Origin of the sequence: Neobacillus sp. NPDC093127 (assembly GCF_044754175.1) — a bacterium.
In the GTDB taxonomy this organism is placed as follows: domain Bacteria; phylum Bacillota; class Bacilli; order Bacillales; family Cytobacillaceae; genus Neobacillus.
The window spans coordinates 250143-268089 of record NZ_JBIVOP010000005.1 but is presented as its reverse complement, the minus strand read 5'-3'; the positions used below and the strand labels follow the sequence as shown (position 1 = coordinate 268089).

Annotated in this window: 19 protein-coding genes; 2 read left to right on the top strand and 17 right to left on the bottom strand. The window is 39.5% G+C overall.

Annotation, left to right across the window (positions count from 1 at the left end; all coding sequences use genetic code 11):
• Positions 1-156: 156 nt before the first annotated feature.
• From ACIQCO_RS09815 to ACIQCO_RS09770, 10 genes are all read right to left on the bottom strand, one after another.
• Entirely contained in the window at positions 157-732 is a 576-nt protein-coding gene (locus ACIQCO_RS09815; RefSeq protein WP_400427902.1) for a GNAT family N-acetyltransferase, read from the bottom strand.
• A 277-nt stretch (positions 733-1009) separates the two neighbouring features.
• Positions 1010-1444 (bottom strand): DUF6526 family protein, encoded by a 435-nt coding sequence (locus tag ACIQCO_RS09810; protein ID WP_400427900.1) that lies wholly within the window; start codon positions 1442-1444, stop codon positions 1010-1012.
• Positions 1445-1499: 55 nt separating this feature from the next.
• Positions 1500-2600 (bottom strand): ABC transporter permease, encoded by a 1101-nt coding sequence (locus tag ACIQCO_RS09805; RefSeq protein WP_400427899.1) that lies wholly within the window; start codon positions 2598-2600, stop codon positions 1500-1502.
• Positions 2597-3526 (bottom strand): ABC transporter ATP-binding protein, encoded by a 930-nt coding sequence (locus ACIQCO_RS09800; RefSeq protein WP_400427897.1) that lies wholly within the window; start codon positions 3524-3526, stop codon positions 2597-2599. The genes ACIQCO_RS09805 and ACIQCO_RS09800 overlap by 4 nt, the downstream gene beginning before the upstream one ends.
• 262 nt (positions 3527-3788) lie before the next feature.
• The gene (locus ACIQCO_RS09795) at positions 3789-4247 is read right to left on the bottom strand and encodes a hypothetical protein (protein WP_400427895.1); all 459 of its coding nucleotides are present in this window, start codon (positions 4245-4247) and stop codon (positions 3789-3791) included.
• 20 nt (positions 4248-4267) lie between these two features.
• Positions 4268-4981, bottom strand: coding sequence for a DUF4367 domain-containing protein (locus ACIQCO_RS09790; protein ID WP_400427894.1), 714 nt, complete (start codon positions 4979-4981; stop codon positions 4268-4270).
• Positions 4982-5530: a sigma-70 family RNA polymerase sigma factor gene (locus tag ACIQCO_RS09785; protein WP_400427892.1), complete on the bottom strand. Its 549-nt coding sequence runs from the start codon at positions 5528-5530 to the stop codon at positions 4982-4984.
• 137 nt (positions 5531-5667) lie between these two features.
• Positions 5668-6582, bottom strand: a complete 915-nt coding sequence (locus ACIQCO_RS09780) for a hypothetical protein (RefSeq protein WP_400427890.1) — start codon at positions 6580-6582, stop codon at positions 5668-5670.
• The gene (locus ACIQCO_RS09775; RefSeq protein ID WP_400427887.1) at positions 6563-7096 is read right to left on the bottom strand and encodes an RNA polymerase sigma factor; all 534 of its coding nucleotides are present in this window, start codon (positions 7094-7096) and stop codon (positions 6563-6565) included. Before ACIQCO_RS09775 ends, ACIQCO_RS09780 begins: the two co-directional genes overlap by 20 nt.
• 199 nt (positions 7097-7295) lie before the next feature.
• Entirely contained in the window at positions 7296-8099 is an 804-nt protein-coding gene (locus ACIQCO_RS09770; RefSeq protein WP_400427885.1) for an RDD family protein, read from the bottom strand.
• A gap of 124 nt (positions 8100-8223) precedes the next feature.
• Between ACIQCO_RS09770 and ACIQCO_RS09765 the strand changes: the two genes are divergently transcribed.
• Positions 8224-9198 (top strand): stage II sporulation protein M, encoded by a 975-nt coding sequence (locus tag ACIQCO_RS09765; RefSeq protein WP_400427883.1) that lies wholly within the window; start codon positions 8224-8226, stop codon positions 9196-9198.
• On the opposite strand, the gene ACIQCO_RS09760 is transcribed toward ACIQCO_RS09765, so the two are convergent.
• From ACIQCO_RS09760 to trhO, 7 genes are all read right to left on the bottom strand, one after another.
• Positions 9176-10462: a DUF58 domain-containing protein gene (locus ACIQCO_RS09760; RefSeq protein WP_400427970.1), complete on the bottom strand. Its 1287-nt coding sequence runs from the start codon at positions 10460-10462 to the stop codon at positions 9176-9178. The two genes, ACIQCO_RS09765 and ACIQCO_RS09760, sit on opposite strands and share 23 nt — an antisense overlap.
• Positions 10463-10487: 25 nt before the next feature.
• Positions 10488-11417, bottom strand: coding sequence for an AAA family ATPase (locus ACIQCO_RS09755; protein WP_400427881.1), 930 nt, complete (start codon positions 11415-11417; stop codon positions 10488-10490).
• Positions 11414-12550: a DUF4350 domain-containing protein gene (locus ACIQCO_RS09750; protein WP_400427879.1), complete on the bottom strand. Its 1137-nt coding sequence runs from the start codon at positions 12548-12550 to the stop codon at positions 11414-11416. The genes ACIQCO_RS09755 and ACIQCO_RS09750 overlap by 4 nt, the downstream gene beginning before the upstream one ends.
• The gene (locus ACIQCO_RS09745) at positions 12547-13203 is read right to left on the bottom strand and encodes a DUF4129 domain-containing protein (RefSeq protein ID WP_400427877.1); all 657 of its coding nucleotides are present in this window, start codon (positions 13201-13203) and stop codon (positions 12547-12549) included. The genes ACIQCO_RS09750 and ACIQCO_RS09745 overlap by 4 nt, the downstream gene beginning before the upstream one ends.
• A gap of 31 nt (positions 13204-13234) precedes the next feature.
• A complete protein-coding gene (locus ACIQCO_RS09740; protein WP_400427875.1) occupies positions 13235-14152 on the bottom strand; it encodes a hypothetical protein in 918 nt (305 codons plus the stop codon).
• A gap of 112 nt (positions 14153-14264) precedes the next feature.
• Positions 14265-15485, bottom strand: coding sequence for a CapA family protein (locus ACIQCO_RS09735; RefSeq protein ID WP_400427873.1), 1221 nt, complete (start codon positions 15483-15485; stop codon positions 14265-14267).
• A 146-nt stretch (positions 15486-15631) separates the two neighbouring features.
• The gene (trhO, locus tag ACIQCO_RS09730; RefSeq protein ID WP_400427871.1) at positions 15632-16582 is read right to left on the bottom strand and encodes an oxygen-dependent tRNA uridine(34) hydroxylase TrhO; all 951 of its coding nucleotides are present in this window, start codon (positions 16580-16582) and stop codon (positions 15632-15634) included.
• Positions 16583-16756: 174 nt separating this feature from the next.
• Here trhO and ACIQCO_RS09725 point away from each other — a divergent pair, with 174 nt between their 5' ends.
• The gene (locus tag ACIQCO_RS09725) at positions 16757-17935 is read left to right on the top strand and encodes a glycoside hydrolase family 18 protein (protein WP_400427868.1); all 1179 of its coding nucleotides are present in this window, start codon (positions 16757-16759) and stop codon (positions 17933-17935) included.
• Positions 17936-17947 lie beyond the last annotated feature (12 nt).

Sequence of the window (17947 nt, the reverse complement as noted above, 5' to 3'; positions counted from 1 at the left end):
TCATTCTAAATCATGGCCTTTTCATGCAAAAAGGACGCTACTCCTTATAACGGATAGCGCCCTTTAATGGAATAACTAAAAATAGAGTTTTATTCCAATTGATATTAACCTTTTTATATACCTCTGCTTATCCTTTTTTGAAGTTAGTTAATTTCTTTAAAGATTATCTAATATATTCCTATTCCGGGATTCTTTGTTAAAGGTAAGAACATCATCAACTGGCTCGTAGGATTCACCATAGAAATGTTTGTCCTTATAGGTGTGAATCATATCATAGGTTTTTTTCATGGCTTCAAATATCATTTCTTCCGATTCATTATGTGGTGCCCAATAAAGGATTTCCATCTTATTAATCTCATTTGTCGCAAGAGATCTTCTCTCGTACCCGATAGATTTCGCATGCTCAAAGCTTTCGCGTTTATAATAACGCAGCCTTTTTTCTGTATCACTGTCCTCATAATTAACTGGTTCTACTTCAAGAATGATCGGTTTTCCCTTTCTTTTCATATTTTCCATAAGTTTATGACCAAGACCCTGGCCACGGGCATTCTTCGAAACGAAAAGGTAATCGATAAAAACAAAATTGTCGAGCTCCACATACATTAAAACATGATTGGGTCCTTCGTCTTTATGATAGATTTCAGAACGCTCTTTAAGCAAAGTTTCCATATGCTCTCTTGATTTCATCTCTTCAACTGGAAAATATTGATTCAACTTTTCATACCAATGCATGAACATACTCCTTTATTTCATATTAATTTTCATAATAGAATTATGTGTTATTATCTAGATTTAATACTGATTACATATCTTTTGATATGTTTGTAATATTCAAAACCATTTTCGTTATCGTAGATATTATATACTTCCTGTAAGTGTACCTCTCATTTTTTCTTAATACTAGATTCTCAGCTATTAAGATATTCATGCAATTACTTTACGAGGTATTAATTCCCTAAATTTTATTAAAAAAACACGTCTGAGATAAATCAAACGTGTTTTTCTGTATTTAAATTCGATTATAGTCTGCTCGCCAATTTTGAATCGCTTTCTTAATTTCATCCGGTTTTAAATTTTCCGCTGCTGCCCGCTTACTTAACTCTGGAAATTCCTTGTCACTTGCAAAACGTAAAGCTGCCAATTGAGAGAAACTGAGTTTAGGATCCAATAACTCCCCCGTTAAAACATAAAAACGAAGATTCTCTTCCGCACGTATTGCACGATCTTGTGCCTTTAATGGATAAAATCGTAAAAGTACTGCGATGATTACAATGATTATCATCATCAGAAAAAGGATTATCGATAGTAGAATGTTTTCCTCCTGTTTAATCGAACGAACTAGAAAAACAATAGTAGTTATTAAGGTCCCTAATAGTAATATCTGTAAAACAAAATGATAAATCGGGTGCACTCGTACATGAGATTTATAATCTTGATTTTGCATCTGCTTCCTCCCTTTACTTTTCCTATTTTCAATCCTATTCATCATAACCGTTCATTTATTCCCATTTAAACACATAGCTGGCAATAATAAATGCGCCTACGAGCCAACCACTCAAAATCAGTGCCTCTGTCCCTAAGCTCATAAACGATGCTCCAACATTCATCGTTTCTCGTAATGCATGGCTAAGATGGGCAATCGGTAAAATCTGAACAATTGGCTGCAAAAATTCTGGCATATTTTTAATCGGAAAAAACACCCCTCCCAAAAATAGCATCGGAAAGGACAGAAAACCGGCAATGGGCGATGCACTTTCTGGGGTTTTGGCGATGCCTGCAATAATAAATCCAATCGCCATAAACGCCAGTGTCCCTAAAAGGACAAAACTGATTAAAGTAAACCACGACCCGCGGACTTCAACACCAAAAATCAGATGCCCTACTCCTAAAACAATAAGTGCTTGCAAGCCATTCAATACAAGGCGGGCAGTAATTTGCGTCGCAATAAAAGTAGAAGCCTTTAGAGTGGTTCCTTGCATTCTTCTTAATATTCCCCGCTCTCTCCAGGCAGCGATTTGACCAGCGACGCCATTCATGTTGTTACTCATAATCATCATTGCAACAATCCCCGGCACTAAGAAATCAATATACTTTAAATTTAGTGTTTCGACCCCTTTCATATCCATTGCAACTACAGGATGATAATCGAGCATGTCTTTACTAATTCCATCAACTATATTACTTACTACCTGAAGACCGACTTGTGATACGGCTATGTTCGTTTCATTGAAGTAAACAGGAAGTAAGTAGGGGGCATTTTTTGCTGGTGGACTAGTTAAGCTTGCATCGTATCCTTTTGGGATGACGACAACTAGCTGTAAATCATCCTTTTTCAATTTGTTTAAAGCTGTACTTTCGCTCTTTTCTATTTGGACAGTTAATGCTTTGTTATCAATTAGTGTGGTTATTAATATCTTTGATTGAAACGATTGGTCTTGGTCTACCACACCAATCGTTAAAGAAATTCCATTTCCATTTCCTAAAAATGAACCCATGATCACCATGAGGAAAAGCGGAAAAGCCAGCGTCCAAAACAAGACCTGACGATTTCGAAGGAAAATCCGCAGCTGCGATAATGTAAGTTGCCAGTAAGCTCTCATCCTTCTCTTAATCTCCTTCCGGTCATATGTAAAAACACATCTTCTAATGTAGCTGTTCTTGTTTGCAAATCTGTTAATTTAAGCTGTTGATCTGAAGCCATCTGAATCAAACTGGTTAAGGTAAGTTGAAGATCATCTGTATATAGAACAAAAATATCCTTTTGATTCCCAACCTTTGTTACACCTTCGATTTCATGTAATGCAACATCAAAGGATTCATTTTCAAACCGAAACTCAACCGCACTATCTGACTGAAGGTTTTTAACAAGCTGGGACGGTGTGTCTAACGCAATCAGCTCGCCTTGGTTCATAATCGCAATTCGGTCACATAATACATGTGCCTCATCCATGTAATGGGTGGTTAACACGATGGTTTTCCCTTTCTTTTTTAAAAGGAGGATAATATCCCAAAGCGTTCTTCGTGCCTGTGGGTCAAGCCCTGTTGTCGGCTCATCTAAGAAAATGATCCATGGGTCATGAACAAGTGCCAGAGCAATGGCCAATCTTTGTTTCTGTCCTCCTGATAGACTTTTTATCCGACTTTTCCTTTTATCGCCTAGCAGCATCTCCTCAATTAAGGTAGGAATGGAAACCTGGTTCGGATAAAAACTTGCATATAAATGTAAGATTTCTTCCACTGTAAGCAGTTCAAAGAGTGACGTTGATTGTAATTGAACACCGATGACCTCTTTCACCTTTTTTAATTCTTTTGTGATGTCAAACCCACCAACGATCGCTGTCCCTTGATCGGGTTTTCTAAGCCCTACCAACATTTCTAACGTTGTGGTTTTTCCCGCACCATTTGGACCGAGAAGACCGAAAACTTCTCCCTTATGAACCTGAAATTCGACTCCCTTTACCGCTGTGAAATCGCCATATGTTTTCACTAGATTGATTACTTGAATGATTTCTTCTTGAGAACCCATTTTTCACACTCCATTTATTCATACTTAAACGTACATGCTGCAATCTTCTAGTAATCATTATTCTCGGTAATTTGTGGTCACTTGTTCTTGTTAAAAAACAACTCTAAATACCAATATTCTACAAAAAACAGTTTATTCCTCTAAAATTAAAAACAAATACCAGTTCGGTAACTTAGCGTATATTTTGAATTCTTGGGAATAAAAAAGAAACCATCTTAGTTATCTCCTTTTTGAAAATGGATGACCAAGATGGTTCGTTAAATTATCTTTTTCGCAGTTTTTTTCTAATCAAAATAACTGTTATTCCACCGAAAAGGACAATAATCGCAGCTAAAATATAGATTTGCTCTGAGCCACTTTCTTCAGGAGTCCCGCCGTCCCGTACCAGTTCGTTACTATTTGCGGTCATAATCCCAGCCTGCTGTCCGCCATCTACAACTGTGACATTTTTCTCTCCAAAAAACTCAATTATATATTGGATTGTTTCTTCGTTATACGGTTGCACACCAATTTCAATTGTATTTTCTAGCGGCGCTGTATGCGTAACTGTAATGCCTTTATCAGCTAACTCCTCCTTTTTATCTTCAAAAATAATCTTATCGACCTCTTTTTGTTTTTCAAGCATAGCCGCAGTTGGTTCAGAGGCTGCGGATGTCGTTAAGGTTGTCATAAATGGTCCGCATAACCCCAATATAATTGCCATCAGCATTTTAAGTTTCATTTTTTGTTCCTCCTAATTTTTTATTTAAATGATTTCGCGATTTTTACGGCTTCTTCATTGGAGACGTGCCCAGCTATCCAATAATGCACATCATTCAGGTACCAATGAAGCTCAGTATCCGTATTCCCGTCTTCTGGATTCAGATACCCCTTGGTCCCGTTAATATCTACATCTTCAAATCGATGTGGAATACCATCAAACATGTTTCTTTCAATGATGACTAAATAAGATTGATCTTCATGGAAATAAGTGAAAACAAGCTTATGGATCTGCTCCTGATTGCTGCCATAACCATGGATCCCATCCAATTTAAATTGACCCGGAGTGTAAGTCGGCAACAGCACATCCGTACCAAATGCTTGTTTTGCTTCGTTCTCACTGTTCAAAACCCATGACTGTCTCACAAGTGGATCAGTGGAGTTATTGCCCTCGTTTCGAAATAGGCTAGGGTTATCCGATGTTGTCTTTGGCTGGGCCAGATTTGAATTGTCTCCTCTTAATAACCAACTAGAAAAGAAGACTAGACAAACAGCTGCAACAGCTAACAATGTGCTGTAAACTTTTCTTTTTCGAAATATTGCGATCCAGGTTGCTCCACTTCGCTTTTGATTATCTGCAGTAAATTTTTTCCTCACTTCGTCTTGAAGCCGCGAATGGAAAACCAGCGATTCAAATAATGTCTGATCTAGCTCTTCCGAGAATACTTTCTTTATGTCTTTTTTCGGATCGGTCATTTACTGAAACCCCTCCTTTTCCAGTAGTCCTCCTAATAATTTTCTTGCGCGATGGAGTCTCCCGCGAACAGTACCTTCTGGATTGCCGGTAGCTTTGGCAATTTCTATCGTATTAAAATCCAGGTAATAGAATAAATAGAGCACCTCTTGATAATGTAGGGGCAATGTTAAAACATGCTTTAAAATCTCGGTCCTGTTCATCCGTTTGATAACTTCTTCTTCAAGGTTTCTGGTAATTGGTTCATTTATGAAAAGAGTATCGGATGGGATCTCTGCGGATCGCTTTAAACGTAAATGGTCTCGACAGCGATTAATCGTTATTTTTATCAGCCACGTTTTCACACTGCTGTCGCCACGGAATTTCGTCCAGTTTCGATAAGCGAGCATAAATACCTCTTGACTAATATCCTCAGCAAGATGACGATCACCTAAGTAAAAATAGGCAGTCCGCAACACAAGTGTACCGTATTGATTCATCATATCTTCAATCGCCGCAGAAGGATCTTTAGAGAAGTTTAGGTTATTATCTTTGTGGGAAGGCCTTCCCATTTGACCACCTCCACCATAATAGACGGGTAGTAAATGATTTGCGCTACGCTCTTTCAAAAAAAAGACCGAATCAACTTGTGTTGAATCGGTCACGAATTTTCTTAATTAATTTTCACTCTACACACTGTACTTTGTAATTATTCATCCTGTTCGGGGTAGAAATATTCATAGGTTAGTTCATTGCCATTTAATGTGATGGTAACTTCATTCTGGAAGGTTACTGAAACAAAGGTAGTTGACAATCCTTTTTCGGATTTTTTCTGCCAACTGACATCCTGGAGAATTTTATCTACATACTGATGATAGGCCTTAGTGGATGCACCTTCCCAACGATATACTTCGTTATTATTAGATGTATCGGAAACTGGTTCTAAATCAACTGGGTAAATCATCCTTCCGTAGCCATAGGTCACGTAAAGCGGCTCATTATGATGATAAGAAGTTTTCCCTTTAAGTTCTAATGTTGACATCGCTTTAAAAATATTTGCATACTCAAGCTTTGGATAATCAAACGTAAACTGTAGCCATTTTTCCGCTCTCAATGGTATAAAGAAGTAATACCTGATGACGACGTCCTGCATTTTTACGTGCTCAATATACATGTTGGTTTTATTAGGAAAATGTTCAAGTTCTTTGTTAACAAACATCGGCTTTGATTGGATAATCGAGTTCATTTCTGCTTCGGTTACTTCAATCACGGTCCCAAATGGAATCGGATTATTTTTGTAGTATAGCTCTAATTTCTTACCTGATTTTTTACTAGTCACATCTTCAAGCTTCCAGCTGAATGATTGATCATCAACTGTGAAATAGTCAGCACTATTTAGTCTAGTGTTTTTCTCCAACAGCATGAACAGAAATCCTCCAAAAATCACAACAAGCAATGAGGCGGCGACGATGCTTTTCCATTGCAGGAATTTAAATGGACGAGCTTTAGAGGGGGCTTGTGCGAGTGATTGTCGAATCCTTTTTCTGATTTCATCTTTTTCCGTGTCAGTTGACCCAACTTGCTTTAGCAGCTCCCATTGATCATCAAAATGGTTGTTCGCCACGTATTTCCCCTCCTTTTTCGTTCATTTTCCTAAGAGATTGCAGTGCCCTTGATAATGTTTTTCTCACCTTTGCTTCTGACCAATCGAGAATCTCCGCCACTTCCTTTGTTGAACAATCTTCAATCTTAATTAACGTAATCACGAGACGATAATTTGGTTTTAGCGATTGAATATACTGCATTTGTTCAAGGATCATTTCCCTATTTTCGATAATCTGTTCGACATCGATTGAAGATGGTATTTCATTAGAAAATCCCATCACGTTGAACAGCCTTTTTCGTTTTCGTCTGCGAATTTCATCTAACACTAAATACTTCGCAATTCCGAAAAGCCATGTCTTCACAGCGGAGCGGTTTTCAAATCGCTCAAGTCCTGTGAATGCTCGTAAAAAAGTGTCGTGAACCAAATCCTCGCATGATTGCTTATCACCAATCATAAATAAAATAAACCGATAAATATCATCATAATACTGTTCATACCACTCCATCACAATCTCTTCTTTGTCCTTACTCAAGCCCCCATCACCTTCTTTTTTTCTTTCTTACCCATAAGTCGTCATCAATTAAAAAATGTGACACTTTTTTAAAATGGTTTGCTGTTTTTATTTTTCATAGTGCCCGTCTGGGTCTTTTTCCCTGTCCCAGGGCACTATGAACCTATCAAAGTAAAAGAGCCACTTAAAAAAATAGACTACCAAGAATGGCAGTCTATCCTCAGATTTCAAATTCCCATTCATCTCTAAGGTTTAAATAGAGTACAAGCAGTGTATCTTCCAATTCCTGTTCGCTTTTCCCAAGCACATCTTGTCCGATTTTCGGAAACAGAATCTCGGCAATTTGTCTCGTGAGTTGATTCTTCTCTACCAATGGTAATTGCGTAAAACGGCCGGCATATATATTCATTAGCTTCCAATCTTTCGCTGTAAAAGCCTTGAACGTCCATTCATCGATTATGAGGTCATTCTTTGAAATCCCTCTGCTCGCGATTGCTTTTTCAATCGGAGTTAGTTTCTTTTTCCGTTTCGCCTTTCGCTCATGGACCACAATCGTTCCAGCGACAAGATCTCCAAGCCGCTTATGCTTCGAATGGAAAAATACCATGATAATCCCTAGAAAATAAGCTGTCGGCAAGGTATCAATAACCCGCATCAGATTGCGAATAAAGCTCGATAGCAAGGTGATACTGTGACCATTTTCTTGGATAACTCTTATCCCAATTAGCTTCTTGCCAATCGTCCTTCCGCCTGAAAAAAATTCAAATGCAAAAAAATATCCCCAATTAATGATAAACAAGACAATAATCGTAATCGCTATAGGAAGAGTGTCCTCAAAGAAAAAAAAAGGCAGTGGTGACGTTCCTTCCATGATCAGCCATACAACAATAAGAGCCAGAAGGTTAACAATGTTTAATAGAATTTGGTCAATGATAAAGGCTGCTGCTCTGCTGCCTAAACCAGCGACTTGAAATTGAAGTGAGACGTATTCCGGTGTTTTAATCTCCATTTGTTCTTGATTCATAAGGTATCCCCCATTCTCTTAGGTGATTTTCTCTATAGCTGTTTCTATTTTTCTCTAAAATTATTATAATAAGAAGAATAGTAAAAAAATACAAAGCCGCGTAATGCTAACAAGAGGTGTCAGAATGAATGTAAAGCAATTTGTAAAACTGCATCGTGACGAATGGAAAGAGCTCGAACAGCTGGTGACCGCTTTAGGGAAGCGGAGAAATAAGATTACCGGTGCCAATATTACTCTCTTTCATCGACTCTATCAAAAGGCAGCGCAGAATCTTTCCTACAGCCAGACCTATTTTCCCGCAGATGAAGTAACACACTATTTGAACGGACTGGTTTCTAAATCACATAACCTGTTGTACAAAGATCAAGTTTCAAGCTTTAAACAACTTCGTTATTTTTTCAGCACAAAATTTATTGGCTTATTGTTAGAACAATGGAAATTTGTCTTGATCGCGCTGATTTTGTTTACTATTGGTGCCTTAGGGAGCTTCCTCTCAGTCATGAATGACCCGCTCCATCTTTATTCGATTCTTCCGGCGGATATGGCTCAAAGCGTGAACCCTGAGCAGCTGGGAAGCCATGATGGTGCGGTAGACTCCTCATTGATGTCCGCTAGTATTATGACGAACAATATAAAGGTTGCAATATTAGCCTTTGCCGGCGGGATTACTATTGGGCTCTTAACCGTCTATTTAATGGTTTATAACGGAATCCTTATTGGCGCACTTGCAGCTCTGTTTTGGCATCACGGCAAATCCTATGATTTTTGGGCCTATATTGTCCCTCATGGAATGATTGAGCTTACAGCAATTTTCATTGCCGGCGGTGCAGGACTGTTAATGGGCTACAAGCTCTTTGTCCCGGGGCAATTTTCTAGAGGCTATCAGCTAAAGCAGCAAGCGAAGCGTTCCGTGCAGCTCCTGTTAGGCACGATTCCCTTATTTGTTATTGCCGGCGTGATTGAAGGCTTTATCACACCGGCCGCCATCTCATTAGAATTAAAGTATATCGTTGCCATCGTAACGGTAATTGGTTTAATCCTTTATGTTATCATTGGAAGACTTAGACTCCTGAAAACTACAAAAGGTTTTGATTCATAATTTCGATATAATGGGAAACGGCCGCAATCGCAAGTTTCTCCTCCCGGGCCTCTATTAATTGGAGGCCTTGTTTTTCCCATTTTATTTTTTCCCGTTTCTTAATAACAATTTGCTGCTGTGCGATACTTTTCAGCATGGCTGCCTGCACATCGACTGGCTCTGCTTTGGTTCTCTTTACAAGTGTCTGATCCTCAATCCCAATCATCAAAAAAAGATGCCGTTGTCTGAGGCGTTTTAAAAAGATTAGCGCACTTTCCTCATGTAGAAACGTCCTTACGTCGCTGAATAATAACAGCAGACTTCGCTTCTTTTGCACCATTTCTAAATATTGCAGGACGGTCCCATAATTGGACTCGGCTGCATCCACCTGCAGATGATAAATCGCTTGGAGAATTGTCTGTAAATGGGCCATTCCTTTCGCTGGCGGAACAAAGACTTTTATTTCCTTCGAAAAAGCCAACACAGAAACATAATCTCCCTTTTGCAGCGCGGCAGCTGTTACGGTCAGCGCTGCTTCTAAAACTCTCTCAAGGCGGTTCCCTTTTGTCAATTCCGCCCCCATCATTCTCCCGCAATCAATTAAGATGGTAACATATTTGCCGTGCTCAGGTTCATACTCATTCGTCATCACTTCTTGCAGCTTCGCTGTTTGCCGCCAATTGATTTTACGAGGATCATCACCAACTACATAACTTCTAATCTTTGCAAAATCACCGACACCACTGCGTTGTCTGCGGATATTCAATCCTTCGTAGACAAGAAATTTCTGAGCATTTTCGAGATATTGTTTAGTTTCTGTTAAATCCGGCAGGACTTTGACTGAATCCTCTAATCCGACTGTTGTTTGCTTTTCCCATAATCCGAATAAACTGGTATAGCGAAAGTAAAGCTTGTTTATATCAAACTTACCTCTTACCATGGGGATTGTCTCATATGTAATCACTGTCGATACTTCCTTCTGGATGACTCCAGTCACTGGAAACGGCCGTTCAAAAGTCTGTGGTAATCCATCGATGAAACGGAAGGTTAGAGCACGCTGAGAGCGATTGCTTACTTCCAGCTCCACCTGATAGGGTATCCCTCGTTCCAGCTCTGAGGGCAGAAAACGTTTAAAGCTAAGCTCCTTTTTCTTCGGTGAAAACAGTAAATCACCTAGACTGACCAAAAAAACAATCAAATTGACGGTGATGATGAATCCCCATGAAATCTCCAAAAAAGCCGTACCAATCACTAAACTAAGCGACAGGATGAGAACCATCATCATTAACCGTTTGGTAGGTAAAACTCCTCTATCTTGGAACAGGAACCGACCCCACAAGTTCTTCAATGATCTGGTCAACGGTAGCACCCTCCAATTCTACATGCGGGGATAACTGAATACGGTGTCTTAAGGCCGGTTTGGCGACCATTTTGATATCATCCGGCGTCACATAGTTCCGGCCTGTAAGGTATGCCCATGCTTGTGCCGCTTTTCCAATCGATATTCCTGCCCTTGTACTTGCACCGAAGCGAATCGATTCTGATTCCCGCGTTTTCCTGACAATTTGCATCGTATAATCGATGACGTTTTCGCCAACGGTAACTCTTTCAATTTGTCTTCTAATCGAAATAAAACTGTCCAAATCAAGAATAGTAGAAACAAGCTTTGCGTCAAAACTGTTTTCAATTACCTGTCTTAAGACATTTTTCTCTTCCTCAAAAGAAGGGAAATCAATGAACAGTTTAAAAAGAAAACGATCTTGCTGTGCTTCCGGCAGTGGATAGGTCCCTTCAAATTCGATTGGGTTTTGGGTGGCCACTACAAAAAACACCTCTGGTAATGGATAGGTTTCACCTTGGATTGTGACTTGTTTTTCTTCCATTGCCTCAAGTAGAGCTGCCTGGGTCTTTGCCGGTGTCCGGTTGATTTCATCAGCTAGGAGAATATTCGTGAAAATCGGACCTTTTAAGGTTTGAAAGCTGCTTTCCTTCATATTGTAAATCGTACTTCCGGTAATATCACTTGGAAGCAGGTCCGGCGTAAATTGAATACGATTAAAGTCACCGCCAAGCAGACTGGCCAGTGTTCGTACCATTTGTGTTTTTCCGGTGCCTGGCACCCCTTCGAGCAAGACATGACCCCCAGACAATATCGCCGATAGCAAGAGCCTTAGATTTAGACTTTGACCTAAAATCCGCTGCTCATATTTTTCTAAAAAGGATGTTAATTCTTCGTTCATCCTTCCTCCACCTCTTTCCGTAATTGCTCAAGACTCCTGGACCAAAGCAAAAATTCCTGTTTGCTTACTTTTTCTTTTTCAAGTATATTGGTCAACCCAATTAAAAATGGGCGAATCTCATTTGCCTGCATCCCACTGTGTTGTCGCTCCAAGAAACTAGACAACTCCCTCCATTCAACCCGGTATGGAATTCGCCAATGCTCTTGTAACAATAATTTAAGATAGTCAGCCTGAATCAATAAGGAATCGTGGTACCGTCTGCCGCGGAGATACCAAGCCGTGATCGCCCGAATTCCTTCGTCGCTAAAACGAACCGACTCTTCCCTTGAAACAAGCAATGGTCCAAACCGCTTTCCTTTGAACCATAGCCAAAGCATCATTAGCAGGATTCCTTGGAGAATGAGTAGTAAAAACCACATCGGGTATACCGTCATAATCGATGAGCCATTCTGACTGCCATGAAGGTATTCATCAAAAAAGACAGTCCCCGTTTTTGTTTCATTGAACAAGTTGAGAACAAGTGTTAAATTGTCATTCTTTAACAGGTTGTCATTTGTCAGCCACTCTGGTGTAATCGCAACGATCAATTGTCCTTTTCCAACAGGTCGTTTCAGCGCAATCGCACCGCCGCCAGCATCACCAAGGAGAATTGCGTCATCCTTGTTTGTAACTAAGCGGATGAAGGAGTTCATTTCGGCCTTATATGTTCCTTGATTTTCCCTATACCATTTTACTTCATGATTGGGGGAAGGCAGTTCGGGAACTGTATCCAAATCAAACATTCCTTTAGGATTGGTTTGAAATAAAAGAATTGTATTGCCGGCCTTCATGAAGTCTTTATAGGCATCCATATCTTCCGTTTCCGGAGTGAAAAAAGGTTCAACCATTACCAGGAGTTTTTCTTCACCCTGTTTCGGCAGCTTCAGAGGGTCTGCTGTCCAGCTGTTAACACGAACTTCCTTCTTTAAATATGTATAAAATGCCTTCACACCAGTTGGAGAAGGAGAATCAGCGACAAAATTGGGATATTGCTTTGGTCTTTGAGAGCTGACATATAAACTAATCAGGATAAAAACGAGGAGCAGAACTGTCAGCCAAATCCATCCCTGTCTCTTAGGTTTAAGATTCTTCAAGTGTTCTCCTCCGTCCTGCCAAGTGTTTGCTCATATTCCCCAAGCATTCTTCTAACTTCCGTTTGAAAATGTTGATATTCTCTTTCTTGAACCTTCCGCTCACCATAGGTCACTTCATCAAAAAACGCTGCAAGATCATAAAATTTTACTGCCCATTGTTGATTGACTTTTCGGAGTTCCTCATAATACTCCCAATTTGTTTTCCAAATCCGTGCCTCAAGCCAATTTTTTTCATGAAAATAAAGGAGCAGGGCTAAAAACAGGTGACGGGTAGCAAGCGTGTATTCCGCTAAACTTTCTTTGTTTGTAGCCTCCAGTAAATGCCTTTCGGACGACCAATTGATTTCGTTCATCGATTGAAGCGGCATTTTGTTATGCAACAATTTATTTCGGTTGTGATTGCGAATCATAAAAATAGCAGCAAAGGCCAAAAAGAATACAACCACGACAATAATCACAATAAGTATGGGCCCAGAGGCACTGCCGGCAGATTCCATGGAAGGAAATAATTTCATCAGCTGCTCGGCTATCCATTGTTTTGCTTTTTCCCATAGGGTTTCAATCAAGCCTTTTGATTCATTGTGATAAATCTGATATTCTTTTGTATTTAATATGTCTTTCAGTTCATCCCTTGCTTTATTAGCATCAAGCATAATCCTCACCTAACTTATTTAGGTATTTAGTTTAGATTGTTTTTTTGTTGTAATTCTCAATCATATCCTTTAAATCATCACCCTCATGTCTCGTTTTCAAATCAAGATACATGACAGCATAGCCTACAGAGAAAATCATTGTCGTAATTAAGGTGACGAGGTTTGAAATAAGTGATAACAACACACTATTTCCTAAAAAGAGACCAAACGTCAGTTGGACGGCGACCTCAATAGCGTAAATAATTAAATAAAAGACGATATAAAGACCCATCAATGTCCAAGTACGTTTTCTGGATAGTCTCCAGCTTCGATCTAATCCAGGCGAATCCTTGTCCAGCACGACGGAAGCAAAGTAAAAGCTCCAGCGCGTTAATAACAGCCCAATTCCGACAGCAAAGCCTAAAAATAGCACGATGGCCCCGAGAACCCCTAAAACCGGATTCGCCTGATAACCAAATATGGCCGTTACAGTAACAAGGATAATCGGAATAATGATAATCAGACCCGAGATAATTCCAAATAAAATACTACTTCCAATCATCGGCCAAAATCGCGAAAAAGCTTGTTTAATGACGGAACCAACGGTATATTCATCATTTTTTCGAATATTTGCAATGGCGAATAGGATGGCTGCCTCCGCCACCAGACCCAAAATCCCACCGATCAAGCCTACTATTATGATGCCAATGTCAGGGCCCAAGCCGTTTGTCTCAATTGTTCCGTTTTCAGTAAAACCCGAGAGAATTTGCTCAAACCAGGCATCCCCACTCCCCAACTCTCTAAAAAAGCTAGTACCAGCAGCGAGCTGAATGATTGCTTGTAGCAAATAGACCGGACCCATAAAAATAAGTAATATCAAGAAAAAATCTTTAAAGCGATTTTTGGTTAAACTAAAGGTATGGTCGAGGATTTCCCCAAAACCTTTTGGTTTGTTAAACTTTGTATCCATAGACTGAATCCTCCTAGAAATGATTTAATAAAACATATTTTAACATTATTCTGACATATTTACCGTAGATCGTTATAAAAATAGTAACGAATAAAATTAGTAGTGTACTATTTTATTCATCCTTTTTGACTACTTCTTGCTGGTTTTCATAGACAAGCCAATCGGAGCCATTGATTTTGTTAGAACCTTCTATGATTTTTTTCTTCACTCGCGCCTGTTCAGCACCTGTTAATTTAGTAGGCTGATAGTTATTTCTAGAAGACACAGATGAAATCGAAAATGGCACAACGTTAATTTCCTTTTTATCGGTGAGAACACCGTTTTTCAAATGGAAGGTTTGTTGAAACACATATGTATCCTTGTCCCTTGGGTTTCGATTCCCGCCAAACATAAAGTTGCCCAAACTATAGACAATAAATTTCCCTTTATATTCTTCTATTCCTTGGACTACATGGGGATGATGGCCAAGAATAAGGTCTGCACCACTATCGATTGAAAAGCGGGCTAGCGATTTCTGAGAATCATTCGGTATGTACTGATTCTCATTTCCCCAGTGATAGTGGATTAGAATAATCTGTACTCCCTGATTTCTTAGGATTTTTATATCCTGTTCCACCTTTTGACGGATTTCTTTTGTATCTGACCAGCCTTCATAACCTAAAGCCCCGACCTTAGTTCCTTTGATGGTCGTAATATACTGATGATCGTAGCCAAAATAGCCGATATTTTGATTCTGCAATGCGGAAATCGTGTCATTGTATCCCTTCTCCAGGTAATCATGGCTATGATTGTTTGCTAGATTTACAGCTTCAATGCTGCCTAATTCAAGAATTTTGGCGTAAGATGGGTCACCCTTAAAGCGAAATGTCTTCTCGGCCTTTTGCGTAGCATTTGTGAGCGTGGTTTCTAAATTCACGGTCGTAAAATCGTCCTCCAAGAATATTTTATCCAAGCCCTCAACGAAATAAGCCAGACCATTGGCAGACGCCGTCTTTACAAACGAATCGCTATAGGTAAAACTTTCATCGGTTCCAAGCGTAAAATCCCCGGCTGCACTTATTTTGATTGTCGTTTCTATATCTGGTTCCGGCTTGATTTCTGGTTTTTCTTCGACTGCTACCTCTTGTTTCGGCTCCTCTTCTTCTCCCTTTTCTGTTGCCTTTCCCCCAGCATGAGAAACTTTACTAGAAACATTTTCTGATTTCAATTTGTTAGCGTAGAATAAGCCTCCGGCAAGGAGCAAAATAATCGCTAGGATCGCGAACCGAACAGTCCCTTTTGATTGATGGCGTTCTTTTCTCGTTTTTCTCCCGCTTCTGTCTCTATTGTTCATCTCTATATATAGCTCCTTTATTTTTCTAACATTCTTAATTCTACATTAAATTCCGCTAATACTCTATCAGTTTTACATAATAATGGTTGATATATAGAAAAAGCAGACCGTATTTCCGGCCTGCTTCCCTATACTTACTTATACGGTTAAATCTTTTCAATAGCTGTTAATCTTTCCTGTACCTCTTCTTCGCTTAATCCATGTTCAGCGATATAGCGGTTCCGCGGATGAACTCTGCATTCGTGGGAACAGCTGCGTAAATGTTTATGTTCGTTTTCTTCTGAACAAAGAATTTTTTTATTACATGCCGGATTGGCACAATTCACATAACGCTCGCATGGTTCACCTGTAAAATAATCTTTCCCGACAACTACGTGCTCTTTACGATTTACGGGTACACTAATGCGCTCATCAAACACATAGAGCTGTCCATCCCATAAATCCCCTTGAACTTCAGGATCTTTTCCATAAGTAACAATCCCGCCTTCAAGCTGTGACACATCTTCAAATCCCTCTTGAAGAAGCCAGCCTGAAAATTTTTCACAGCGGATCCCTCCGGTGCAATACGTGAGAATCTTTTTGCCTTCAAAATCCTGTTTATTTTCTCGAATCCAGTCTGGCAAATCGCGGAAGTTCAAAATATCCGGTCTGACGGCACCTCTGAAATGGCCCAAATCATATTCATAATCATTGCGGGCATCGATAACCACGGTGTCTTCTTTCTGCATTTCCTCGAAAAATTCTTTTGGTTTCAAATGCTTCCCAGTTACGACATTCGGATTAACATCATCTTCCAAACGTAAAGTAACAAGTTCAGGTCTGAAACGGACCCGCATTTTTTTAAAGGCATGCCCTGATGCTTCATCTATTTTAAAAATTGTTCCGGCAAACAGAGGATGCTCCTCCATGTATTTTATATACGCGTCCGTCTGTTCGATGGTGCCTGACACCGTTCCATTAATTCCTTCAGACGCAATAATAATTCGACCCTTTAAACCAATATCATTACATACTTGAAGATGTTCTTTCGCAAACTCTTCCGGATTCTCGATTACGACATATTTATAATACAATAACACTCTATATTCTTGATTCATAATGAACACTTACACCTCTTAATTAATGATTAACCTATTTACTATATCAAAAATCCGGCCTGCTGCACAAATTTTTTTCTTTCCCCAGCATAGAGGTTGATATTACCAACCCTTAAAACCTGTTTTTTCTGATACAATTTTTATGAGGAAGACAATTGAGGAGGAATTCTGTCTATGAACAAACGTATTCTCCTCTTTGCTTTGGTAATTATCATTACCTTCATAGGAGGAATTATAACCGGAGTATTATATTCTACAAATAATGCAATAGAAAATAATGATACACTATCTAAAAATATAGTAAACGCACCTAAATCAGCACTAAAACCCAAAGAAAAAGCATTGCCAGAAATAGAAAAAGAACGTTCAAAAGCGCTTATCGCCTATGTTCAGGATTTCCGCGACCCAACCGGAATTGATTATGCCAAACTGACACACGTCATTTTCTCCTTTGCCCATCCGACAAAGGAAGGCGGCATTTTGATCAATGGCGATCCTGCCTTAAAAAACTTACGGGCCACCGTTGCAAATGCCAAGAAATATCACACAAAGGTAATCCTTGGTGTTGGCGGCTGGTTCCACATCAATGGCGGGGAATCGTATCCTTATTTTAAGGCGGCGATTTCTAATCCTGCCACCCGGGCAAAGCTTGTTCAGGAGCTTACTAGTTTTGCAGACCGTGAGAACGTAGACGGCATTGATATTGACTTCGAGCATCCGCGCAATCAAGAAGATGCTGTAAACTTAGCCGCTTTCACTAAAGAGCTAAGCGAACAGCTTCATCCCAAACACAAGGAATTATCGGTTGCCGTTTATGCAAAAATTCATGCAGTAACCTTGACCGAAACCAGTTTTGTCAATTATGAAACAGCCATGTTTCAACATGTCGATCATGTTAACATCATGGCCTATGATGGTCAGTGGGATGACGGCTACCACGCCGCTAATTTATCCCCCTATCCCTACATTGAGAAAATTGTAGGTTACTGGGCAAACTATTTTGAAGCCAACCATTTATCAAAGGAAAAACTTGTTTTGGGTGTTCCGCTTTATGCTCAGCCGGAGAATCCTAAAATAAAACAGGTTTCTTATGAAGCAATTATCAACAATAATCCTGCAAATGCTGCCAGCGATACAGTAAAAATGAATGGGACGACCTATTACTATAATGGGGATACCACGATGAAAAAGAAAACAAAATTAGCGCTTGAACATGGCTTTGGCGGGATGATGCTGTGGGAAGCAGGACTTGATGCAAAAGGATCACACAGTCTTACCAGCACTATTTCTGCGGAATTGAAAAATTCAAGTAATAATCCGGTGAAATATTATACGATAAAGAAAAATAAATAAAAAAAGGCTGTC